Origin of the sequence: Pseudomonas orientalis, from assembly GCF_022807995.1 — a bacterium.
GTDB lineage: Bacteria > Pseudomonadota > Gammaproteobacteria > Pseudomonadales > Pseudomonadaceae > Aquipseudomonas > Aquipseudomonas orientalis_B.
This window is the reverse complement of sequence record NZ_CP094351.1, coordinates 2,695,728-2,718,381: the sequence shown is the minus strand read 5'-3', so window position 1 is coordinate 2,718,381 and position 22,654 is coordinate 2,695,728. Positions and strand designations below refer to the sequence as shown.

The window sequence follows — 22,654 nt, the reverse complement described above, 5'->3', positions numbered from 1 at the left end:
GTCAATCAGACATACCGGCCTGATCCGTTGCCAAGGAACCTGCACCATGCCCGACTCTTCGCTGCCCGATCTGCCCCGCGATTTGCATTACGTTGATGACACCCAACCCGGAATTCGCCGCAAAAAGCTGCGCGGCAAGTTCCAGTATTTCGGCCCCGACGGCGAGCGCATCACCGATGCCGCTGAAATCAAACGCCTGAACGCTCTGGCGGTACCGCCGGCCTACACCGATGTGTGGATCTGCGCCGACCCGCGCGGCCACTTGCAAGCCACCGGCCGCGACGCCCGTGGTCGCAAGCAATACCGTTACCACACACGCTGGCGCGAAGTGCGTGACAGCGACAAGTACGCGCGGTTGCAGGCGTTCGGCAATGCCTTGCCCAAGTTGCGCAAAAAGCTCGAAGCACAGATTGCCGAGCCTGGGTTCACCCGGGAAAAGGTGCTGGCGACAGTGGTGATGTTGCTCGATGCCACGCTGATCCGTGTCGGCAACACCCAGTACGCTCGCGACAACAAATCCTACGGCCTGACCACCCTGCGCAACCGCCATGTGGACATCAAGGGCAGCGAGATAAAATTCCAGTTTCGCGGCAAGAGCGGCGTTGAGCATCAAATCAGCGTCAAGGATCGGCGCCTGGCCAACGTGGTCAAGCGTTGCATGGAACTGCCCGGGCAGAACCTGTTCCAGTACCTGGACGAAAACGGCGAACGCCATACCGTCAGCTCCCAGGATGTCAACGCGTATCTGCATAGCCTGACCGGGGAAGACTTTACCGCCAAGGACTACCGCACCTGGGCCGGCACCGCCATGGCATTGGCGGTGTTGCGCGAACTGGCATGGCAACCGGAATCCGACGCCAAGCGCCATGTGGTAACGATGGTCAAGGACGTCGCCCGGCAACTGGGAAATACGCCGGCGGTGTGTCGCAAGTGCTATATCCACCCGGCGGTACTCGACCATTTCAGCCTGGGCGAGCTGTCCAAGCTGCCCAAGCCACGGGTGCGCAAGGGCCTTAAAGCCGAAGAAGTCGCCTTGGCCATGTTCCTTGAGCAGTTGGCCGCAGACTTGCCCCAGACAGCCAGGGTGGGTTAGCCTCCGAGTCCCTTCTGACTCGCGGGACGATCGCCGACGTGAACAATTAAGCCTTCCAAAATGTATCTGCAACCAGGCGCCTGGCGCGCTGGTTGGCCTGTTCGACATTTTCCTGGAGGTGCTGATGACTCACGTCAACCGGCGGCCCGCACTTGTTTGCTTGCAACACCTGTCTTTGCGGTTCGCCAATGGTGAAACCTTGCTGGAAGACCTCAATGTGTCCATCGACCATACGCCCACCGGGATCGTCGGTCGCAACGGGCGCGGCAAAAGTATCCTGGCGCAATTGATGGCCGGCCTCCTGCAGCCCACTTCCGGTTCGTTGAAGGTACCAGCCCATATGGCGTACGTGCCTCAGACCGTGGTGGTGCAGCCGGGTGCGACCGTCGCCGATCTCACCGGTACCGCCCAGTGCCTGGCCGCCCTTGAACGTATGGCCCGGGGCGTGGGTCTCGCCGGTGACCTGGACCTGATTGATGAGCGCTGGGACCTGGCCGAGCGTCTGCGCGCGGCCCTGGATGCGGCGGGGTTGCCATCGCTCAGCATCGCTTCTCGGGTCGATCAACTCAGCGGCGGCCAGTTGGCCAGAGTCGCCGTGATTGGCGCACTGCTGGCGGCGCCGCAGTTGCTGATCCTCGACGAGCCCAGCAACCACCTCGACAGTCTCGGGCGTGCCTGGCTGCTGCAGCAATTGGCCGCCTGGCGCGGTGGCCTGGTGGTGGTCAGCCATGATCGGCAATTGCTGAACACCATGGGCCGGATCATCGAATTGTCGCCCCTCGGTGTGCAGGCTTACGGCGGCAACTACGAGGCCTATCTTCTGCAACGCGACACTCAGCAGCAGGCGGCTATCGCGGCCTGGGAATACGCCCGCGAGCAGCGCAGCCGCGAACGCCGACGCTTGCAGAAGGCCCATGACAGCCTGCAGCGCCACGCGGCGCGCTCACGCAAACACGCAGAGACCGCGAACGTCGACCGATTTACCAAGGCGCGCTGGAAAGGCGCGGCCACGCAAATCATCAGCGCACTGGGCAGCGCCCAGCGCGATCACAAAGACGCCCTCGACGCGCAGGTGCGCCAGGCTTACGAGCGTGTGGCGGACCAGACGCCGACCTTGCTGGCCCTGCCGGGTTCGGCCCTGGCCAACGGTCGCCACGTGGTAAGCCTGCAACAGGCGCAGTTGCCCTGGCTGGACCCGCATGCACCTTCAACTTATCTGAGCCTTGACCTGACCGGGCCGGTGCGCGTAGCGGTGCGCGGGCCGAACGGATGCGGTAAATCCACCTTGCTCAAGCTGCTTGCCGGACAGTGGCAAAGCGTCAGTGGCAGGTGCGCGGTCGCGGTGCCCTGCGCCTATATCGACCAGCACCTGACGCTGCTGGACGACCAGCGCAGTATCGTCGAACAGCTCAACCTGCTCGAAACGCCGCTGGTCGAAGCCGAACTGCGCACGCGCCTGGCCTTGCTGCAATTGGATGCCCTGCGCGTGACCCAACCGGCGGGGCAACTCAGCGGTGCCGAGCGTCTGAAAGCAGCGATGGCGATCGCTTTGTGGCGCGGCGCACCGGCGCAGCTGTTGCTGTTGGATGAGCCGACCAACCACTTGGACCTGGAGACGGTGATGGCCTTTGAACAAGCCTTGAAGGGGTTTACTGGCGCGCTGGTGGCGGTGTCCCACGACGAGGCGTTCCTGCAAGCGATCCAACCCAGCCATTACTTGAGCTGGTACCGCACGGGCTGGCGCCTGGAAGCGGTGTGATCTGATTGCACGCCGTCGCAAAGCGCCCTAGGGTAGTGGCCGGATAACCTCACTGGAAACCGGCCCGATGCTGCCTTCGCCCCTCAAGCCTTACGCCAACGCCGCGCTCGCCCATCGACAACGCTGGCGTGGACGCGTGGGCTTGCTGCTGGTGGCCGGTTTGTCGGTGCTGGCGGGCATGACCGATGCGATTGGTTTCATGGCCAGCGGTGATTTTGTCTCGTTCATGAGCGGCAACACCACGCGCCTGGCGGTCGCAATCAGCGCAGGCGACGGGGGGCTTACCGCGCGCCTGGTATTACTGATTGCCACCTTCATCCTCGGCAACGCGTTGGGAGTCATCGTCAGCCGCTTGAGCAGGCGCCACGCGCTGCCCCTGCTGCTCAGCATCGGCGCCCTGCTCTGCGGTGCGGCACTGCTGCCATGGCCCGATACGCTGCCCGCACTGTTGGCGGCGATTATCGCCATGGGCATGCTTAACGCGGCAGTCGAGCAAGTCAATGGCGTGCCGGTGGGGCTCACCTATGTCACAGGGGCGCTGTCGCGTTTTGGTCGCGGGCTGGGCCGCTGGTTGATGGGCGAGCGCCGCAATGGCTGGCGCATGCAGCTGGTGCCCTGGGCAGGGATGTTTGTCGGCGCGGTGATCGGGGCGCTGCTGGAGCAGCGGATCGGCCTGCGCGCGCTGTGGGTCAGTGGGGCACTGGCGGGGCTGCTGGGCCTGGCGACCCTGGCGATTCCCCGGCGCTGGCAGTTGGGCTTCATGCCACGCTGACCATCAAGGTTTGGAAAAAAAGAGGTGCTCGCCCGACGTTTCGGCCTCGACATCCGTGTACCGGTAAAGAGCCTCACGTCGGGCGAGCGGGTCAATAATAAGCCAACGCCCGACGGCTGTCCCGCCGGACGTTGGCGAATACAGGTCTGGAGCAAAATATTACAGGCAGGTGGCAAGCGCAGCCAGACGGCGTTTGGCGGGCATCGTGTCTTCTGCGGCGTAATAGTTGACGGTAGAGCCCGCGCCTTTGCTCAGCACATCCACAAAGTAGTCGCCGCCGGTGGTGTAAACCGTGAAGCCACCGGCCTCGGTGGCTTCCTTGAATCCGCCGGCATCGACGCCAAACACGCTTTCATCCTGCCAGCCGTACTGGATGCATTGGGCGACCACCAGGGTGGCCTTGTCCGACGCCATGCTCTTGTAGGGGCTGCCCGCACGCGCCTCTTTCATCTTCGAACCCGCGCAGCCGGCCAGCGTCGCCAGTACCAATGCGCCTATCACCACTTTGTACATGCCTGTGCTTCCTTGGAAAAACCGTGACTCTACCATTGCGTCGCCGCCAACTGACGCGCCCATGAACTTTGTTTCACTGTAAAGGCAAGACCGGCCGCCAATAGTTGTCGGGCTCATTTTTAGAAGTCTCCCTTCTGCCCGCCCTCCCGCGGGCTTTTTTTTGCCTGCGGCTCACAACCACCAGCGCAACAGATAAAACAGCGCCATGCTCGACAGCACGGTGACCAGCACACTGCGCGTCCACAGCATCAACCCTACGGCGCAAATCCCGGCCAGCAAGTAGGGGTTGCTCGGACTCAGGTTCAGTTGGTGGTCTTTGATGAAAATAATCGGCCCGCAAATCGCGGTGAGCATGCCCGGTACGGCAAACCCGAGGAACTCACGGGTGGCCCGATTGAGCCGCACCGGCAGGCGCGGTTCGATAAACAGGTAGCGATTGAAAAATACCACCAGCGCCATCGCCACAATCATCAGGTAGATCATCGCTGCCCTACTCCCAGGCGTTTGCAGGCGAACCCTGCGCTCATCCCCAACACGCCCGAGACCACCACCGCCGACTCCCAGTGCAGGTAACTCAGCCACACCGAACACAACAGTGAGACGGCCACGCAGACCACCGTCGGCACGTCGCGCACCACCGGCGTGATCAAGGCGATAAAGGTCGCGGCAATCGAAAACTCCAGCCCCAGCTGGTCCAGGCCGGGGATGCTTTTGCCCAGCACAATGCCGGCCAGGGTGAACAAATTCCAGATGATATAAAACGTCAGGCCGACACCCAGGGCATACCAGCGGTTGAAGGTCTGGCGGTCATAGTGATTGACCAGGGCAAAGAACTCGTCGGTCAACAAAAAACCCAGGCTCATGCGCCAGCGGGTATTGAGCGAGGACAGCGTCGGGCGCATGTGCATGCCGTAGAGCAAATGCTGGGAGGTGAGCAACAAGGTGGTCAGCACAATGGAGATCAGGCTCGCGCCGCTTTTGACCATGCCGATCGCCACCAGTTGAGCCGCGCCGGCGAATACGATGGCCGACAAGCCCTGGGCCTGCAGTGGCGTGAATTGCGCATCGATAGCCATGGAGCCGGCGAGCAACCCCCAGGGGGCGCAGGCCAGGGATAACGGAATGACAGCAATGGCACCGCGGGTGAACGCGTCACGAGGTAAGGCAGTAGGCATGGACTGGGCTCATCGACAAACAGTCGGCAAGCATGCCTGCGCGTTCAGGCGCCTGTCTTGAACGATCTTGCTCAGGCCAGCTTGACCGACACCATCTCCACCGAGTCGCGCGCTTCGCGCAATTCGTAGGCGTCCTGGTTCAACCGGTGAATGGTGTTGAGCAGGCGCTGGCGCAGCACTTCATCGCCGAGCTTTTCGACGGCACGCATCAGGTCGAACGCCGCGGTTTCATTATTTTCCGCGACGGAATCCAGGGTCTTGCGCAGGTTACGAGTGGCTCGGGTCACGCGGGAACTTCCTTCATCGGCAATGGGCGGGCACTTTAGGACATTCGTGTTTCAGTTTAATTTCAATCACTTGTGGCTGATTAACGGCCAGTTGATCCACGTCAACCGAAATCAGGATTTGACTTACATGGGCGTGCTGTTCAAATGCCTGGCCGATGCCGCTCAAGCGCGGCTGACGCGATTAATCCTGCGCGAGCGCGAACTTTACGCAGGCGAACCGATCCATGCCTTGGATGAAAGCCGGCCCTGCTTGCAACACGGCGCGCTGCGTCGGGATGCAATGGGCGACACACCACAACGGGCCAGCATCTGCTGAGCCATCGGAGCGTTAATTCATGCTTGTCGCCATTGCGATTTTCCTCGTCACCATCGTGCTGGTCATCTGGCAACCCAAGGGCCTGGGCGTGGGCTGGAGCGCCAGCCTGGGCGCGATCCTGGCCCTGGCGTGCGGGGTGATCAGCCTGGCGGATATTCCCGTGGTGTGGCATATCATCTGGAACGCCACCGGTACCTTTGTCGCGCTGATCATTATCAGCCTGCTGCTGGATGAAGCCGGGTTCTTCGCCTGGACCGCGCTGCATGTGGCGCGCTGGGGGCGTGGCCGAGGCCGTCGTCTGTTTGCCTACATGGTGCTGCTTGGCGCACTGGTGTCGGCCCTGTTCGCCAATGACGGCGCGGCGTTGATCCTCACCCCGATTGTGATGTCGATGCTGCTGGCCCTGCGCTTTTCTCCGGCGGCGACGCTGGCATTCGTCATGGGCGCAGGCTTTATCGCCGACACGGCGAGCCTGCCGCTGGTGGTGTCGAACCTGGTGAATATCGTCTCGGCGGATTATTTCAAGATCGGCTTCAACGAATACGCGGCCGTGATGGTGCCGGTGAACCTGGTCAGCGTCGCCGCGACCCTGGCGGTGCTGCTGTGGTTTTTCCGCCGCGATATTCCGCAGAGCTACGATCCGGCCGATCTGGAGCAACCCGCCAGTGCCATTCACGACCGTGCAACGTTTCGTGCCGGCTGGTGGGTGCTCGGCATTCTGCTGGTAGGCTGCTTCGCCCTGGAGCCGCTGGGCATTCCCATCAGCGCAATTTCCGCAGTGTGCGCCGTGCTGTTGCTGGTAATCGCCGCCAAGGGCCACACGATCTCCACGCGCAAAGTCTTGAAAGACGCGCCGTGGCAAATCGTGATCTTTTCCCTGGGCATGTACCTGGTGGTGTACGGCTTGCGTAACGCCGGCCTGACCGATTACCTCGCCACCTGGCTCGACGCCTTCGCCGCCCATGGTGTATGGGGCGCCGCCATGGGCACCGGCGTGCTGACCGCGCTGCTGTCCTCGGCGATGAACAACCTGCCGACGGTGCTGATCGGCGCGCTGTCCATCGAGTCCAGTCATGCCGTGGGCGTGGTCAAGGACGCGATGATCTACGCCAACGTGATCGGCAGCGACCTGGGCCCGAAAATTACCCCTATCGGCAGCCTCGCCACCTTGCTGTGGCTGCATATCCTGGCGCGCAAAGGCATCACCATCACCTGGGGCTACTACTTCAAGGTCGGGATTGTACTGACCGTGCCAGTGCTGTTGATCACCCTCGCCGCCCTCGCCTTGCGCCTGAGTGTCTGAGGAATGCCGTGATGAAAGCTCTGTTCATGCGTTTGAACGGGGGGCAACTTCCCAAGCCGACCTCGATAGAAATGTGGGAGGGGGCTTGCCCCCGATAGCGGCCTCGGGACCGACCAGGATGTTGGATCAGATCGAGTACATATCCGTTTCTGCGGTAACGGCTACTTAGGGTTCCGCTTTTACAGCGGCTCACTTTTGAAAAGCCGGAATGCCGGCCCAGTCAAAAGTAAGCAAAACGCTCTTGCCCCACCACTCGGCACCTCGCTTGGGCTCGGTGTGCCCGAACACAGGCTTGAATCCGTGGGCCGCCGCAATGGGCTATCCCTGGCCCAGTGCGGCTAACCCGGCGTCCTGCCGGGTTGCCCACGGATTCAAGCCTGCGTTCGGCCAGCGTGGTTTAACGGGGCGCCTACGATCAAAAGCCAGATCAAGATCAAGAGCGACTCGCTGCGCATCGTGGTTACGGTTGAGCGCTACAGAGTTGTGTAGATACCTATGTTTCGTTCGCTTAACTGAAAGGCATTAGGGCTTGCCCCCGATAGCGGTGGGTCAACCAGCATCAGTGAGTGCTGGGCCAACGTCTCGCGGGCAAGCCCCCTCCCACATGGGACCGAGGCGACTCATCGCCAGCGCGCCCTCTTGCACATTCAGTTCTGCATGGTTTCCTGCCCTCGGACTGACGTATGCTTTCGCACTTTCTCGACAGGACGCGGGCATGCTGACAATCTTTTTCTACGCACTGGTCTTCGGTTTTGTGTTTTGCCTCTCTCCCGGCGCGGTGCTCGCCGAGACCCTGCGCCGTGGTTTGCTCTACGGTTTCACCCCGGCCCTGCTGGTGCAGGTTGGCTCGTTGGTGGGCGATGCGGTCTGGGCGGTGATCGGGCTGACGGGCATCGCGCTGTTGATCCAGCATGACGCGGCGCGCGTGCCGCTGACGGTGATCTGCGCGCTTTACCTGGCCTGGCTGGGCATCCGCAGCCTGATCGATGCCTGGCAGCTACCGCAAGTTGAAAGCGCACCTGCCAGTTCCGGAAAAAACGCACTGGCCGTGGGCGCGGCGATCTCCCTGGCCAATCCGAAGAACATCGTTTACTGGGGCGCCTTGGGCAGCGCGTTGTCGGGCATCGTCGGCACTACGCCGAGCCATGGGCAAACGCTGATGTTTTTTGCAGGCTTCATGATCGCGTCAGTGCTGTCCTGCTTTCTGACTGCCGCGCTGGTCAACTTACTGCGCAAGAACGCCTCACCGACTTGGCAACGCATTAGCTATGGCGCTTGTGGCGTGGTATTGATTTATTTGGCAGTCCTGGCGGCACGGAGTATTTGAAGTTACAAAGGCTACAACGAAGTGGCCCATGACAAGCCGCCTCACGCCCTCGCCCAGTTCCTGCAGGCGCTGAACAACCGAGGTTTCAGGCCTTGGCCTGCTGCTCCAGGTGCAGCTGCAATCGCGGATCGATGTGCAACTGCCCCGCCAGGTCGTCCAGGTAATTGCGCTCTGCATCCTGCTGATCATCGACCAACAGGACACTGGCCAGATACACCTCGGCCGCCACCGCCGGGTCTGCGGCAAACTCGGCGAAATCCGCAGCATTCAGCGGCTTGGCGACTTCAGCGTCGAGCCACTGCTGCAATTGCGGATCGTCCGTATGCTTGCCCAGCTCTTTGGAAATCAACTGCTGCTCTTTGTCATCAATCCGGCCATCGGCCTTGGCAGCCGCAATCAGTGCGCGCAACACAGCATGGCTGTGCGCTTCGACTTGCGCGCCCGAGAGCTGATCGGCCGTCTCGAAGGTTTGTGGCGGCTGGCTGGCCTGCTGGCTCTGCCAAGCCTGATACGCCTTATAGGCCATCATCCCGAGAGAAGCCAGCGCGGCATAATTCATCCCACCGGTGCGCCCTTGCGCCGGACGCGTTGGCGCGCCACCGCCCAGCATGCCGCCGAGCCCACCCAATAAATCGCCCAGGCCGCCGCCCGAAGCATTACCGGCGCGGTTACCCTTGAGCAGTCCTCCAAGCACGCCGCCCAGACCGCCGCCCGAAGAAGCACCGCCCTGCCCTGCGCCGCGCAACAGCTGTTCCAACAGATCGCCGGTATTCATGGTCTCGCCCTCCCAGGCGCATAGTGGCGTTAATCAACCCTAGTCCGACGTCGATGGAACACCATGACCGTCGGGCGGGCAAGCTTTATGATGGCGTCACCACCACCTCAAGGGAGAGCCCAGGTGAACCGCATCGAGCACATCGGGTTGATGGCCAACTACAATCAGTGGATGAACCGCAAGGTCTATGAGGCTGCCGGCACGCTCACAGACGCGGCGTTGACTGCGGACCGACAGGCGTTTTTCGGCTCGATCCTAGGCACTCTCAATCACTTGGCCCTGGGCGACACCGTCTGGCTCAAACGCTTTGTCGAACACCCGGCGGGGTTCAGCGCGCTGGCCCCCTTAAAGGCCGTCGCCGCACCCACCGACCTCAGGCAATTGGCATTCGCAGACATACGTGAGCTCGCGGCCCATCGTGCCTGGCTGGACCAACTCATCCTCGATTGGGCCCACAGCCTGCGCGAATCCCACCTGGACCAGCGATTGAGTTATCACAGCATGGGCGGTGTAGCGTCTGAAAAACCGTTTTTTGGCCTGCTGACGCATTTCTTCAATCATCAGACCCACCATCGCGGCCAAGTGACCACATTATTAAGCCAGGCCGGTGTGGACGTGGGTGATACCGACCTGCTCGCGCTGATTGACTGAACGGAGCCTGCTTCGCTGCGTAGATCACTGATCTGGCAGGTTTTTTCAGGCCCGTGTTTGTGCAGGAAAGGATGTATCGAGGTTGCGCCCAAGCGTCTGGATCTATATATTCGCAACCCTGCTGCACCGCGCTACCGCCCGAATGGCGAAACTGGTAGACGCATGGGACTTAAAATCCCCCGCTCGTAAGGGCGTCCCGGTTCGATTCCGGGTTCGGGCACCATAGATATCAAGGGCTTGCCGGGGAAACCCAGGCAGGCTCTTATCGTTCCCGCTCCGCGATTTTCGCGTGGAAGCGAGGTGGAGCTATCTGACCGCAATGGAAGCATCGAAGCATGGATTCATGGAGAACACTGGCAATCGCCATCATGGTATCAATCAGCCCCCATGCAGTTGCGGAGGATAAAGGTTCCTATCAAAACTCAATGATGATGATAACGCTGGCTCCAACTTTCATCATTGCAGCAACCACGGCGCTTCCGCTAGCGGCCACGAAAAAATTAAAGCCCGCCAAGGATGATGCGCTTGCGTTTATTGGCTCGGATGGCGAGATTCGAGGTGCTCAGTTTGAGCAGGCGTCCAGATATTACCAGTCAGCTTACCCCTCCCCCCCAATGTCAGACATGCAACTGGCCAAGGCGATCGCGGTGACCTTCTGAACGTGGCCATTCACGCTCTTTTCACAGCAGCGTATGTGGTTGCCAACTCCCTGTAGAAGCCTTTCAGCCCGCACTCCCCGTCGCGGGCTTTTCTTTGCCATTTGCCTGGATCACCTCGGTTGGGTGGGCAAGCAGGCCCTTGCCAAGCTGAGGGCGCCCGGCCCTGACTGACAGATTGCTCCTCTCGACAGCGTTTCACTGAGCGGGGTTTATTACGCCCGATTATAGATAACATTTCCTTTACTGCAATTGAGCTTGGTAAATAGGTACCACGCGTACTGACTTAATATTTTTTCGCTGGCGCAAGCTTTCATCTACAATAAAAAATCAGTACAAATCGACTTGTCCAAACGCTTAGCCAGCTAACTTAATTTCATTGCTTCGACGGTCTCACCAAGCTACCTAACCTCGGGTATTTATATGTTTAATAAAATCTTGAACAAAAAGCTGCTGGAATTGCAGGGCGAACTTAAGAGGCAGCAAGAACTACAAGATAGCATTGATTCCGAAATGATCAACGTGACCGTCGATAGCAACATGATGATTACCAGCCTCAACAAAAATTTTGCAAAACTGGTAGGTTATGATCAGCATAAACTGGTAGGTACCTCACTAGGCACTCTCTCTCCCGCGTATGTAAAAGAATTACCCTGCTATAGGAATTTTATGCTCGCCATGTCTGAAGGACGGTCGGTCAGTGATGACTACAGATATATCGCAGCCGACGGACGAATGGTTTGGATTCACGCGGCCTGGTGCCCAAGCAAAGATGAGAATGGCCGTGTAACCCATATGAGCTGCTATGGATTGGATGCAACCGCGGCCATGGATAAAGCACGTGAAAACAGCGAATTTATCCAAGCCCTGTTGAGATCCACGGCAGTAATAGAATTCGATACCTCGGGAAAAATCATAACCGCAAACGCTAACTTTTTGAATGCAGTGGGTTATTCACTTGTACAACTGGTAGGAAAGCATCACAGCTTATTTTGTGAACCTGCCTACACCGCTTCAGCAGAATACCAACAATTTTGGAAAACGTTGAATGAAGGCAATTTTGTGGCAAACCGATTCAAAAGAATAGACAGTTCCGGCCGGGAAATCTGGCTTGAGGCTACCTACAATCCGGTGTATGACACCCGAGGAAACCTCTACAAAATTGTAAAATTCGCTACGTTGGTTACCCAGCAAGTCCAGCGCGAACAAGAGATCAGTTCAGCTGCGAGCACCGCCTACGATATTTCACAGCAAACCGATATTTCGGCCAACCAGGGTGCAGAAGTTGTACAGAAAACGGTCGGCACAATGAACAAGATTGTTGACCAGATATCCTCTGCCTCGGAAGGCATAGAAGCACTGGGCAAGCAGTCGTATCTGATCAGTTCAATGGTACAAACGATCGGCGGCATTGCAGCCCAAACCAATCTTTTAGCATTGAACGCCGCCATCGAAGCTGCGCGCGCAGGCGAACAAGGCAGAGGATTTGCGGTGGTCGCCGACGAAGTACGGCAACTTGCCGGACGAACCAGTAACGCGACTGAGGAAATCGTAGCAGTCGTGCAAAAAAATCAGCTTCTCGTCGACGAAGCCGTAGCAAACATGGGTAGCAGCCGCTCCCAGGCGGAGCAAGGGCTGATGCTCGCTGAACAAGCGGGAAGTGTGATATTGGAAATTCAATCTGGCGCCCGGGAGGTTCTGGGGGCGGTTGAGCGGTTTGCCAGGCAGCTATGAGGTCAATTTCATCTGGTCTGCACCTGTCCGCTGTTCAGGCGCCCAGCATGGATGAAATGCCAGTAGCAGGATTGGATCCAGGCGCAGTAGCATTGTGCCTTTCATGGATGGACAGGTGGCAGGATATGTCAACATTAAATAACGCCAGAGCAAGGGTAATACAATCAGCTGTCAACATATTGCTAAGCGGTCCAGATACAGAGGAACGCCGCAAGGATGCAAGGCTAATTATTGATACGGTGCTGAAAAATACGAATCTGGAAAAGCACCGTATTAGCGAACTGATAATTCCGTTTCCCGTCCCTGCGAGCAACAATAACAGAGCCATCACGGGTGATGGTGGAGCAGGTGGATCGAACGTCACTACCGCGCTCCCGCCTATCAATGAAGAAATGTTGAAGAACCTGGTCGACTACCTTGATACTTCCACCGATGTCGACCTTGCAGATGCCGAGGAGCAATGGAATGTGATGTACAACTAACCATTTATGAAGGATGCCTCGGTCAAAACCTGGGCAGGCTATCTTTTGTGTCCCTCAATTGTATTGCCTGTTCCGCAACATCCCCCGCGGCATCCTGCCGAACGAACACCCCACCGCTGTGTTCCGACCGAACTACCCACCGGTACTAACGTCTATCAGGAGAAGCCTGGACGTTTCCAGGTCAACCCGCATGGAGCTTAAGATGTCTGACGATCTGAACAACCGTGGCCCGCAGGACCGCGCTCGAGTGAACACCTCCGAAGCCTGGGAACTGAAGCACTGGACCAAAGAGTTTGGCGTAACCGAGGAACAGCTCAAGGATGCGGTGAAAGCAGTTGGCCCAATGGTCGCCGACGTGCGTAAAAAACTCGGTAAGTGAGCGTGGTAACGCCCCGCACTTTTTTGCGGGGCTTTTTTAGACAAAGCCAATTCCGTCCCCGTAGCCCGTTTCGCTAATTAATAGAGAAGCCGCTCTGCAGCAGGGCCGAGGCCAGCAGGCTGAACTGGTGAAACTTCACCGGAACCGGCATCAACAAAAAGCCGCACCCACTGCGGCTTCTGCCGTTGGCCCGTCAGCCACGCGGCGTCTGCAAAGCGTGGTAGCCATAATCGGCGCGAGCCTGGCGCAACGGCACGCCTGCCTCGATCGCCGCACGAATATGCTCTTCGGCCTGGTGGATTTCTTCGGCCACCGCCAGCACCTGGCTCAGTGAACCGGCGGGAATCACCACCAGGCCATCACCATCGCCGCGCAACCAGTCATCCGGTTGTACCCTGACGCCGCCCAGCGTCACGGGTGCCTGGATGGCTTCGACACGCACGCGGTCCTTGCCGGTACGCATCCAGTTGCCGCGGGAAAAGATCGGGTAGTCAAGCTCCAGCGCACGATCAACGTCGCGGCAGATGCCGTCAATCACCGTACCGGCCAAGTCTTTGCGCGAGGCGGTAGAGGTCAGCAAATCCCCCCACACGGTGGTGTCCTGCCGCCCCTGATTGTCGATCACCACCACTTGGCCGGCTTGGAGGTCATCGATGTAATCACCCACCGAGCCGCCGTCCAGGCCAATGGGGCCATAGCGCAGGGTCCAGGCTTTGCCCGTGAGCTTGAACGTGCGGTCCAGGGGCATGATGTCGGTGCATTGGCAAACGATGTTGAGGCGGTCCATCGCATCGCTGAGGTCGGTGCAACTCAGGGCGTCGAGACGGGTAAAAATAGAGGTTTGCATGATATGGCCTTCCTTGTGTCCTGGGGGTCAACGCGCGGTGGCGCTGGCGCTGAATGCGTGGATCTTGTCGACGATCTGGCGTGATGCCGTCCGGATTGCCGTGGTGGTATTGCCGGCGATATGCGGCGTCAGCTGCGCATTGGCAATAGCGGTCAATGGCGAGTCGAAGCGGTCTTTCTCCAGAGCAAAGGTATCGATGGCCACCGCTTTGATATGCCTGGGAAACTCGCGCATGAAGGCGGCCAACTGCTGCTCGTCGACGATCCCGCCGCGCGCGGTATTGATGAGGATTGAGCCCTGGCGCATCTGCCGGAACTCGGCAGTGCCGAACAAGCCTCGGGTCTGCGGGGTGAGCGGTACGTGGATCGAGACGATGTCCGCCTCGGCCAGTAACTGTTCAAGACCTGCCCTTCGTTCAAGTCCGAGGCTGTGCGCCACCGGTTCGGTAAAACGTTCGGACCCGGTGGCGATCACCTTGATGCCCAGCGCCGCAGCCTTGCGCGCCACCTGCCGGGCAATGCTGCCGGTGCCCACCAGGCCAAGCGTCAGTTCGGCGTATTCGGGAGCAGGTGCCAAGCTGCCTTTTGCCCAATGGCCATTGTGCGTTTCGGCGTTGTAGTCATCCAGGTCGCGTGACAGAAACAGCGCCTGGGCCACGACGTATTCGGAAACGGCGGTCGCGTTGGAACCTGGGGTGTTGAGTACTGCCACGCCACACTGTTCGCACTCAAGCCGATCAATATGATTGACCCCCGTGCCAGCCTGAGCGATGGCGCGCAGTGGCGTGGCCAGCGCCGTCGAGGTGGCGGCGCGGATCAGGCCGGCGCCCAAGGGGATGTTCAGGCGCGTCTTGAACACGCTATAGCCGCCGGCCTGAGTCACGGCGGCAATAAAGGCCGGCTCGTCATGGCAGTTGATCTCGGCATAGTCAATGCGCGTGCCGTAGTGCTGCCGAATGCGCTCTTTGTCGGCGCAATAGTGCAGGTTGAGGGTGACGCCCAGGTCCAGTTCGAGAAAGCGATCGACTTCCTCAAACAGTAACGGCGGCCCGGGGGCATCCAGTATCAGGGTGGTCAATGCCATACAGTTGATCCTCTTGGAGGGTAGCGCCTGCCGATGCCCAGGTTGCCCCAGGCATCGGGGTTAATCACCAGGTGAAATGGTGGGCGCTTGTGGGATCGACCAGACCTGCATCGGTACTCACGGCCGCGAGGAACCCGCTGTAGAAATCATTCAGCGATGAGGACTGGATGAACGCGGGATTGCTTTTGGCGTAGATCAGAAACAACCGATAGATTCGCAGGTTCTTTTCCTTGCGGTACACCTCTGCCTTGAGGCTGGGCCACAGGTTGAGCAAGCTGCCTTCCTTGATTTTCCATGGGTCTGCCGGCTCGGTGCCGGTGGTGGCTTTGTACACGAAGCGCTTACCTTCAATCACTTCCAGGTGCAGGCTGGCCAGCAGTTGTTCGGCGGTGCCGACGGCTTCGGTCTTCAGGGCTTGCGCCAGTGCCAGGATGTGGGCCTTTTCCGGGATGCTGCCGGTCAGGGTCAGCCAGGCGCATTTGAGGTCGGTTCGCGCAGTGGCGTAGGCCATGCCTTTGACGTAGGTGTGAAAGCTCTCATCCTCGTTGAAAGCCTTCGACAGCTGCGTTGCAGGCGCTTGCGCGAACTGCCCGACGCCGATCAGTTCGCTGTGCAACCCGCCGGCCAGCAAGGCGCGGGTCCACGGAATCGCACGAATGGCATCGGGTCGCGACTCGAACACCTTGATGTTGAAGATACGAGAAGGCGGCCGGGTGCCTTTGGCGGTGGCCCTGACCACATCGAACCGCGCCAGATCGCGCAGCAGTGAAGGCAGCGCCGGATGCTCGAAGAACGTCGCCTGGTAGCGGCGCACCACCTCCCCCCAACGTTGCATCCTGCCGGCAATGACAGCCTCGGACGGTTGCGGCTGAGGCTCGGCGTGCATCCGGTACAACTGGCTGAGGAAATTGACGGACTGGTTGCGGGTCAGCAGATGCCCACGCATCTCCGCGCAGCCGGCCAGCATGAAGCGGGTTTCCGGGCCCTCCAGCGCGCCGAACTCCTGCAAGGTTTCGGCTATCACCCCGTTACAGCGTGCATGTTCCCCGCCCATAATGACGTGGACCACCACCTCGATGCCGTAGCGGGCTGCGATCAGCTTGTGCTGGTTGGCAATCGCCATGTTCAGTTTGTGCATGGCCTTGCCGCCTTGCTTGCCGGTGTCGCTGGGGCCGAACGTGATGTATTGGCGGTTACCGCGCGTTGCCAGATGCTGGCGGTACAGCGGGTTTTCGTACACCTCATGCACTGTGGCCAGCGTGCGCTCGGCACCTGCCAGGTCTTCGGGTTGCAGGGCGATGTCGATCCCGTCCCGCACCTGGGCCGCCTTCATCAGGAACAGCACCTCCAGCGCGCTGAGGGCCGAGGTGTACTCGGCGATCCCGTGGATTTTCATGCGGTCGCGATAACGGTCGATCATTTCAAACCGCTCGACCGCGTTGCGCGCATCGTGCATGCGGATATAGCTTGGGTCCTGCTCCATCAGCGCAATGTAATCCTGGCCGGCGTATTGCTCGACTTTGCGGGTGTAAAGTGCCGCGGTGCGTTGCAGATACGCTTGCCACAAGGCAGCGGGCGACTGGGCCGCCCCGCCGTCCAGCGCGACCTCAAGCGCGGCCTGACGCGCACGCTCATCCAGCTCGTGATAGTGCCGGCCTTGACCGAAGCCGATGGTTTCCAGCCACTGGCTGGACAGAATCTCATCGACCACGCTGCTGAACATCTCGGCGTTTTCACGAAACTCGATATCCAGATAGTGAAAGCCAAATGCATGCACCCGCAGCAGCAGACGGTCGATGGCGGCCGGCTGGGTAAAACGGATACTGCTCAGTGCATCGATCAGCTCGGCGGGATGCTCGAAATGCCCGGGTTGATCCTTGTCCACGCGAGCGCGAATCTCTTCCAGGCGGTGCCGTGCGCCACCCTCCTTGATCAAGTGGTCGATATCGGCGATATAGCGCTTGCGCAGCGCCGTTTCCAGCGCAAGCACCAGGGTTTCGGTGTGCTGGTTGGTGTCATAGGGGCGGCCATCCTTGTCGCCGTATAGCCAGGTAAACAAAGTCAGCCATTTTTCCTGCGGCGCCAGGCCCAGGGCGTGATGCACGTCGGGCAGCGCGTCATACACGCTGTCGGCGTAAAAAATCTGCGACTCGATATCGGTGCCATTACTGCCCGACCACACGGCGTTGTACAACTCCAGCAGGATCTGCGAGGTGACTTGAGGCTTTTTGAGGCCACGGTCTTCGATGTGCTGTGCCAGTTTCTGCAACGCCAGTACAACGGAATGTTTGAGCTGGTCGGTTTCCTTGCACAGCAGACCCAGGCTGATATTGACCCCCGACGGGGCTGCAACCAACTGCGAATCGAGCGTGAGCAACTGACGAGGAAGGCTGGCCTGCGAAGCAATCTGGCTGGCCACACTCCTGACCGACAATTCGAACAGCAGTTGCTTGATCAGCAATAATTTCCAGAACGCCTCGACGTCTTTGCTGGAGCGCGATTCGAAGAACGCCTTGCCCAGGGCAGCCGCCAACTTCGAATCCGCCTTGTCCAGGTACGCCAGCGTATCGATTTCAGCGTAGATCCTCAGGCAGGCGCGGGTGTGCGGGGTTTGGGAGGCATCATCGGTGTTGGCCTTGAGTGCGTGCTCCAGTGCTCGCCATAAAACATCATGCAGTAGCGCGGGGTTGGTGTGGCCGATTGAGGGGCGAGTTGATGCATTTTCCAGTATGGAATTGATCACATGATTCATGGGTTCAAGCCTCGATAATTGTCAAATCCCTTGTTTGCGGTGCGCCGGACAGACACACGCAAAATCATCAATGTCCCAGGCTTAACCCACAGCGTCGCAACGAACGGCACTCACCTGTTCGCCGACAGAAAGCCCCCTTGCCGGTACCGAAAAACGGCAGAAAACTGAAACAAATTGTTACATCCATCGGCACTAAAACATGGCTTGGATTTCTCCACAAAAGACCTTTTTGGAATAGCCAACTTGAAAATAAAGATAGGAAGCTAATAAAAATCACGGCACTGAAGTCCGGTTAACTGCCTGCATATTTTCTAACGTGCTGATTACCGGATATTAATCTGCATGCACGAAGACCGGCTGAGCCGAGTGGAATATCGAGTAGGAATCACCTGCGGGCGCAACCTAAATAATTCTTCATGAACACCATTCCCACTCGGGGAGCAGTCATCCCTCCTGCCTGCAAACGAAAAACCCGGCACTTGGCCGGGTTTTGTCAGGTCATGCTGTGGAACGGACTACTTCGCACCGCCATTGTTACGGTCGGTCTGGGCATCCTGATCCGATCCGGGATTGCCCGGCGGGGGGTTCCAATCTTCCGGCTTCTCGCCTGTGCCCTGCCTGGGCTCGGATTCAGCCTGATCCAGGCCTGTCCCGTGACCTTCGCCCAGGTCGGGCACTTGCTTATCCGGTCCGGGATAGGGCGCTGCGGGACCGTTATTGTCATCGACCATAAATCACCTCTATTGCAGTAGCGCGCGGTTGCGCACAGGGCTGAGTAGGCTGTTCAAACAGAACGCGCGAGTGCCCTTCAGCACGCGCCCGGCGGGATACCGTCCTTGTTGAAATCCTTGAGTCGCTCACGCTCCTCTTCGGTGGAGTGCGCCGGCGTTTGCTCTTCGGGTTCCTTGGGCTTTTCTTCGGTCATGGCTGATTCCTCCAGGTTGTAGAGTTTCGGCACTCTGCGGTGCGGGCAGTTCAAAATGAATGGTCGCGCAAGCCGCGACCTTGTGGCAGCAACTTTGCGCACGCACAAAAAAAGGCGCTCCGAAGAGCGCCTTCTTACCGCCGATTGCGTTACTGCAAACTTACCTGACGCAGCTCAGGCTTGGCTTCGCCACCAATCATGATGCGTTTGGGTTTGGCCTCTTCAGGCACCTCGCGCAGCAGGTCGATGCTCAGCAGCCCGTTGTTCAAGGCAGCGCCACGTACTTCGATGTGGTCCGCCAGGCGGAACGACAACCGGAAAGCACGCTGGGCGATGCCCTGGTGCAGATAAGCGACCTTCTCGTCGGTTTCGCGTTTGCCGCCGGAAACCGTCAATACGCCTCGTTCGACCTGGATATCCAGATCCTCCTCGGTCAGGCCAGCCACTGCAATGACAATCCGGTAGGCGTCATCACCGTGCTTTTCCACGTTGTGAGGTGGATAGGAATTCGGAGCCTCGCTGCGCAGCGCCGACTCGAACAGGTCATTGAAGCGATCAAAGCCCACCGATTGACGGAACAGTGGAGCCAACGAAAGGGTAGTAGCCATTTTAAAATCTCCTGAGTTTCTCCAAGTGATTTAGTACGCGACCCGCATTCGGCATCGCGTGATCAAAAATTTATGGACGCGCAAAAGGATTTCAAGGGGGCTGAAAAAAATTTTCTTTGCTGATATCGCTATAGCAGGAACGGCGGGGTCAGCGCTTGTGCTCTAATCTCAACACAGGCGTGCTTTACCCGTGAGCGCCTGCGACAGCCCTTGAGGTATAAAAAAATGAAAATGACTCTCCCAGCCCTGGCATTGGGCATCCTGATCTCCCAAGGCGCTTCGGCCGCCGGGGATGGCACAACCGCTCTGGGCGGCGGTGTCGGCGGCGTGCTGGGTAATGTCGTGGGCGGACAGCTCGGTGGCTCGACCGGTGCGGCCATCGGCGCCGGCGTAGGCGGTGCGACCGGCAGCGCGGTGGGCGCGCGCAAAGGCAATCGAGCGGAAGCGGCACTGGGCGGCGGGATTGGGGCTGCGGGTGGTTCAGTGATTGGCAATCACCTGGGCGGCAGCACCGGTTCGGCTATTGGAGCCGGCCTGGGTGGCGCCGCCGGTGGCGCGGTGGGCAACAACCTGGGGGATGACGGCGGAAAACACAAAGGCAACAAGCATAAACACAAGAACAAGCACCGCTGATCCGCACGCTGTTCCCTCAGCAAACTCGCCGGGTTGAACGATATTAAAACGTCCTTCAACCCGGCGTGTAAGAGACCGCCCTTACCGCAGTTACATCGGCGTACTGCTCACCACCCGCAAGGCCAGCCCTTCATAGGCGTCCAGCGTAATCGTGAAGGTGCCCTCCTCGGTCAAATCCCCTTCCACTCGCTCATTGATGATGTCCACCACCGGCCCCGGTGCGATATTGGGCAGGTGCAGGGATTCGGTGATCGGCGTGGCGCCGAAGTTCAGCGCAGTGATCTGCGTGCCCTTGCCTGCCGGCAACTCGTGCACCATGACCAGCAGGCCGGGGTGCTCGACATCCGGAATCAGGATCTGGCGACTGGCGGCAATGTCGTAGGCACGGCGCACGCCGAGGATCTTCTGCAACTGCGAGGCGAAGGAGTCCGGGTCCTGCAACTGGCTGTTCAAGCTGCCGTACAGGCTTCTGGAACGCGGCATCTGCCCGGCCGACAGTTCGGCGTCGGGGTTGAGGTCCACCAGGTCGTAAGCGCCGCGATGAATCCAGCGCGTGTCGCCGTCGGCCATCAAATGCCCGACCTCTTCGGCGGCCAATGGCAAGGCACCCACCAGGTCCCAACCGGACAGCGCAAACACCCCCGGCTGCATGGCGTTGTACATCACCAGCAGCAAATGGATCTGGCGAATCTGCTGCACGTCGGCCGCGGTGATCGCGTCCAGGTCGCGAATACCGAGGGCGGCGGTGATGATACTGGCGGTGGTGCAGGACACGCCGTTGGTGACGAACTTGAGGTTGTATGGCGCGTGTTCGCCGGTCAAACGCTCGTACATCTGCTCGCGGATATGTTCGCGCAGGATATTGCCGGGGAAGGTCTGGCCCTGGAACATGAAGCTGTCATGGGCATGCAGGGTCCAGAAGTGAACCAGTTCCAGGGTCAGTTCGTCGTGGTTTTGCAGCGCGTGGATCAGCGAGCCGGGGTCGATGCCGAGGCTGTGCATCTGACGCAGCATCAGGCGCAGGAACTCGGCGTCGCCCATCAGCAACGCGTGCTGGTAGGCCGGCCGGGTGATGAAGTCATAGGACAGATCGGCGCCGCCGTGGGACATGGAGGCGATATCGTCGACGGTGAGGTTCAGTTCCTGGAAGCTGAACCCCCCGGCCTTGCGAATCGCGCCGCCCAGCAACTGGTTGCCGGTGATCGACAGCGGATGGCTTTCCGACCAGGCGCTGCCGTCGAGCTTGCGTTCCACGCCGAGAAAGCCATTGGCGTCCAGGCGCAGGATCTTGGCGCCCATTACATCGATGGCGTGCAGCGCGTCACCGATGATCATCTGCTGGGCGGCGAATGACGGGTCGAGCCAGTTCAGCGACGGCTGCCCTTCCTTGAAGTAATGCAGGTACACCCAGCGTCGCGGTTTGCCGTCCACACCCACCACCACGGGCGTGGCGCTCCAGTCGGTTTCCTTGACGCCGGGCTCGAAGAAAATCACCCGCTGCAATTGGCCGACGATGTAGTGCTTGTCGCGCAGTGCGTCCACCTGCGGCGGGCTGAGGTTCTGCGCGTCGCGGCCTTCGGCGACGTCGGGCAGCAGCGCCCAGTCTTCTTCACGGATTTCGACCATGTGGTACAGGCCGGGGTAATCCTCATAGGCCATTTCCGCCAACCGGAAATCCGCGCCCTTGCCGGTGTGGGACGGGATCACATCGTCGATGATCACCGCATTGTGCGCGGCAGCCATGCGCGTCAGCGCCTGCAACTGCGCCTCGGTGCCCAGCTGCGGGTCGATGTCGAAGCTGATGCGGTCGAAGTTGCCATCAATGGTCGGCGTGTGTCGGGTACCGGACAAACCGCCGGACTTCTTCAGCGGCCCGTTATGAATGCCCTGGATGCCGATTTTCGACAATGCATGCCACAGGGCTTCGTCGCCCAGCGCCTCCAGCACCGTGCCGTCTTCGCGGGTCACGATCGATGCCGGATACGCCGTGAACCATACCGATGACAAGGCTGAAGCGTCACGCGGGCGCGTTTGTGCGAAGGGTTGCTGCCACATCCGTCCCTGCCCCGAATAGAGCTTGGCGCGCTGGCGCGCCGCGTTCAGCATGGACTGTTGCACCAGCCAATTCACATGATCGTTGTCCGCCGCCGTCATAAGCCTGATACCTGTTGGTTAAAGGTGATTCGTAAGCATAGGAGCGACCGCGGGGGTGATTCGTTGCATCGGGATGCAGATCCATATCCAAATCTGGGAGGCGCTTGCCCCAGTGACGGCATCCCAACTGGTGGGAGGGGGCTTGCCCCCGATGGCGGTGTGCCAGCTTACACATCGCTGTCTGGCTGCCTGCTATCGGGGCATAGGTATCTACACAACTTTCCAGACCGTAGCAGCAGACGGTAACCACGATGCGAAGCGAGTCGCTCTTGATCTTGATCTGGCTTTTGATCCTGGGCGCCTCGTTAAACCACGCTGGCCGAACGCAGGCTTGAATCCGTGGGCAACCCGGCAGGACGCCGGGTTAGCCGCCCCGCGCCATGGATGGCGCGTGGCGGCGGCCCACGGATTCAAGCCGGAGTGAGCAACC

The 22,654-nt window shown here is 59.7% G+C and carries 22 protein-coding genes, 1 tRNA gene and 1 pseudogene; 14 read left to right on the top strand and 10 right to left on the bottom strand.

All coding sequences use genetic code 11. The features are described from left to right. The first annotated feature begins 46 nt into the window (after positions 1 to 46). The 3 genes from MRY17_RS12020 to MRY17_RS12010 all read left to right on the top strand — a co-directional run bounded on the left by MRY17_RS12020 (position 47) and on the right by MRY17_RS12010 (position 3,624). Positions 47 to 1,093 carry a DNA topoisomerase IB gene (locus MRY17_RS12020; RefSeq protein WP_181283663.1) on the top strand — a complete coding sequence of 349 codons (1,047 nt, stop codon included), beginning with the start codon at positions 47 to 49 and terminating at the stop codon, positions 1,091 to 1,093. Positions 1,094 to 1,217: 124 nt separating this feature from the next. After that, the gene (locus tag MRY17_RS12015) at positions 1,218 to 2,852 is read left to right on the top strand and encodes an ABC-F family ATP-binding cassette domain-containing protein (RefSeq protein ID WP_243353831.1); all 1,635 of its coding nucleotides are present in this window, start codon (positions 1,218 to 1,220) and stop codon (positions 2,850 to 2,852) included. Between the two features lie 67 nt (positions 2,853 to 2,919). Continuing rightward, the gene (locus MRY17_RS12010; RefSeq protein ID WP_181283661.1) at positions 2,920 to 3,624 is read left to right on the top strand and encodes a YoaK family protein; all 705 of its coding nucleotides are present in this window, start codon (positions 2,920 to 2,922) and stop codon (positions 3,622 to 3,624) included. Between the two features lie 159 nt (positions 3,625 to 3,783). Here the strand turns inward: MRY17_RS12010 and MRY17_RS12005 are convergent, their stop codons facing one another. From MRY17_RS12005 to MRY17_RS11990, 4 genes are all read right to left on the bottom strand, one after another. Next, a complete protein-coding gene (locus MRY17_RS12005) occupies positions 3,784 to 4,137 on the bottom strand; it encodes a hypothetical protein (RefSeq protein WP_181283660.1) in 354 nt (117 codons plus the stop codon). A 171-nt stretch (positions 4,138 to 4,308) separates the two neighbouring features. Then, complete coding sequence (locus MRY17_RS12000) at positions 4,309 to 4,620, bottom strand: AzlD domain-containing protein (RefSeq protein ID WP_181283659.1); 312 nt, start codon at positions 4,618 to 4,620, stop codon at positions 4,309 to 4,311. Further along, positions 4,617 to 5,312 (bottom strand): AzlC family ABC transporter permease, encoded by a 696-nt coding sequence (locus MRY17_RS11995; protein WP_124423732.1) that lies wholly within the window; start codon positions 5,310 to 5,312, stop codon positions 4,617 to 4,619. Before MRY17_RS11995 ends, MRY17_RS12000 begins: the two co-directional genes overlap by 4 nt. A gap of 71 nt (positions 5,313 to 5,383) precedes the next feature. After that, entirely contained in the window at positions 5,384 to 5,599 is a 216-nt protein-coding gene (locus tag MRY17_RS11990) for a hypothetical protein (RefSeq protein ID WP_181283658.1), read from the bottom strand. Positions 5,600 to 5,645: 46 nt separating this feature from the next. Here MRY17_RS11990 and MRY17_RS11985 point away from each other — a divergent pair, with 46 nt between their 5' ends. From MRY17_RS11985 to MRY17_RS11975, 3 genes are all read left to right on the top strand, one after another. Continuing rightward, a complete protein-coding gene (locus tag MRY17_RS11985; RefSeq protein WP_243353830.1) occupies positions 5,646 to 5,915 on the top strand; it encodes a hypothetical protein in 270 nt (89 codons plus the stop codon). A gap of 19 nt (positions 5,916 to 5,934) precedes the next feature. Beyond that, positions 5,935 to 7,218: an arsenic transporter gene (locus MRY17_RS11980; protein WP_124423733.1), complete on the top strand. Its 1,284-nt coding sequence runs from the start codon at positions 5,935 to 5,937 to the stop codon at positions 7,216 to 7,218. A gap of 715 nt (positions 7,219 to 7,933) precedes the next feature. Continuing rightward, positions 7,934 to 8,545 carry a LysE family transporter gene (locus tag MRY17_RS11975; protein WP_243353829.1) on the top strand — a complete coding sequence of 204 codons (612 nt, stop codon included), beginning with the start codon at positions 7,934 to 7,936 and terminating at the stop codon, positions 8,543 to 8,545. 85 nt (positions 8,546 to 8,630) lie between these two features. Here MRY17_RS11975 and MRY17_RS11970 read toward each other — a convergent pair whose 3' ends face one another. Then, complete coding sequence (locus MRY17_RS11970) at positions 8,631 to 9,320, bottom strand: tellurite resistance TerB family protein (protein WP_191952755.1); 690 nt, start codon at positions 9,318 to 9,320, stop codon at positions 8,631 to 8,633. A gap of 123 nt (positions 9,321 to 9,443) precedes the next feature. On the opposite strand from MRY17_RS11970, the gene MRY17_RS11965 reads away from it, so the two are divergent. The 7 genes and pseudogenes from MRY17_RS11965 to MRY17_RS11935 all read left to right on the top strand — a co-directional run bounded on the left by MRY17_RS11965 (position 9,444) and on the right by MRY17_RS11935 (position 13,222). Next, positions 9,444 to 9,971, top strand: a complete 528-nt coding sequence (locus MRY17_RS11965; protein WP_191955402.1) for a DinB family protein — start codon at positions 9,444 to 9,446, stop codon at positions 9,969 to 9,971. A gap of 136 nt (positions 9,972 to 10,107) precedes the next feature. Continuing rightward, positions 10,108 to 10,194: transfer RNA gene (locus tag MRY17_RS11960), tRNA-Leu, on the top strand. Positions 10,195 to 10,306: 112 nt separating this feature from the next. Then, entirely contained in the window at positions 10,307 to 10,630 is a 324-nt protein-coding gene (locus MRY17_RS11955; RefSeq protein WP_191952881.1) for a DUF2388 domain-containing protein, read from the top strand. A 420-nt stretch (positions 10,631 to 11,050) separates the two neighbouring features. Then, positions 11,051 to 11,827: pseudogene (locus MRY17_RS26615) on the top strand (PAS domain-containing protein); the annotation flags it as partial. Next, the gene (locus tag MRY17_RS26610) at positions 11,807 to 12,361 is read left to right on the top strand and encodes a methyl-accepting chemotaxis protein (RefSeq protein WP_244640544.1); all 555 of its coding nucleotides are present in this window, start codon (positions 11,807 to 11,809) and stop codon (positions 12,359 to 12,361) included. The pseudogene MRY17_RS26615 and the gene MRY17_RS26610, both read left to right, overlap by 21 nt. A gap of 47 nt (positions 12,362 to 12,408) precedes the next feature. Continuing rightward, the gene (locus MRY17_RS11940; protein WP_243353828.1) at positions 12,409 to 12,843 is read left to right on the top strand and encodes a hypothetical protein; all 435 of its coding nucleotides are present in this window, start codon (positions 12,409 to 12,411) and stop codon (positions 12,841 to 12,843) included. 202 nt (positions 12,844 to 13,045) lie between these two features. Beyond that, positions 13,046 to 13,222 (top strand): DUF3606 domain-containing protein, encoded by a 177-nt coding sequence (locus MRY17_RS11935; protein WP_181285326.1) that lies wholly within the window; start codon positions 13,046 to 13,048, stop codon positions 13,220 to 13,222. Between the two features lie 193 nt (positions 13,223 to 13,415). Here the strand turns inward: MRY17_RS11935 and MRY17_RS11930 are convergent, their stop codons facing one another. The 4 genes from MRY17_RS11930 to MRY17_RS11915 form a co-directional block, all read right to left on the bottom strand. Continuing rightward, entirely contained in the window at positions 13,416 to 14,069 is a 654-nt protein-coding gene (locus MRY17_RS11930; protein ID WP_124423739.1) for an RraA family protein, read from the bottom strand. A gap of 27 nt (positions 14,070 to 14,096) precedes the next feature. Beyond that, on the bottom strand, positions 14,097 to 15,152 hold the full coding sequence (locus MRY17_RS11925; protein WP_191952752.1) for an NAD(P)-dependent oxidoreductase: 1,056 nt from the start codon (positions 15,150 to 15,152) through the stop codon (positions 14,097 to 14,099). A gap of 64 nt (positions 15,153 to 15,216) precedes the next feature. Then, the gene (locus tag MRY17_RS11920) at positions 15,217 to 17,904 is read right to left on the bottom strand and encodes a phosphoenolpyruvate carboxylase (protein WP_243353827.1); all 2,688 of its coding nucleotides are present in this window, start codon (positions 17,902 to 17,904) and stop codon (positions 15,217 to 15,219) included. 1,074 nt (positions 17,905 to 18,978) lie between these two features. Next, entirely contained in the window at positions 18,979 to 19,437 is a 459-nt protein-coding gene (locus MRY17_RS11915) for an Hsp20 family protein (RefSeq protein ID WP_057722310.1), read from the bottom strand. Between the two features lie 225 nt (positions 19,438 to 19,662). On the opposite strand from MRY17_RS11915, the gene MRY17_RS11910 reads away from it, so the two are divergent. After that, positions 19,663 to 20,070: a hypothetical protein gene (locus tag MRY17_RS11910; RefSeq protein WP_191952750.1), complete on the top strand. Its 408-nt coding sequence runs from the start codon at positions 19,663 to 19,665 to the stop codon at positions 20,068 to 20,070. 90 nt (positions 20,071 to 20,160) lie between these two features. On the opposite strand, the gene treS is transcribed toward MRY17_RS11910, so the two are convergent. Then, positions 20,161 to 22,224, bottom strand: coding sequence for a maltose alpha-D-glucosyltransferase (treS, locus tag MRY17_RS11905; protein WP_243353826.1), 2,064 nt, complete (start codon positions 22,222 to 22,224; stop codon positions 20,161 to 20,163). Positions 22,225 to 22,654 lie beyond the last annotated feature (430 nt).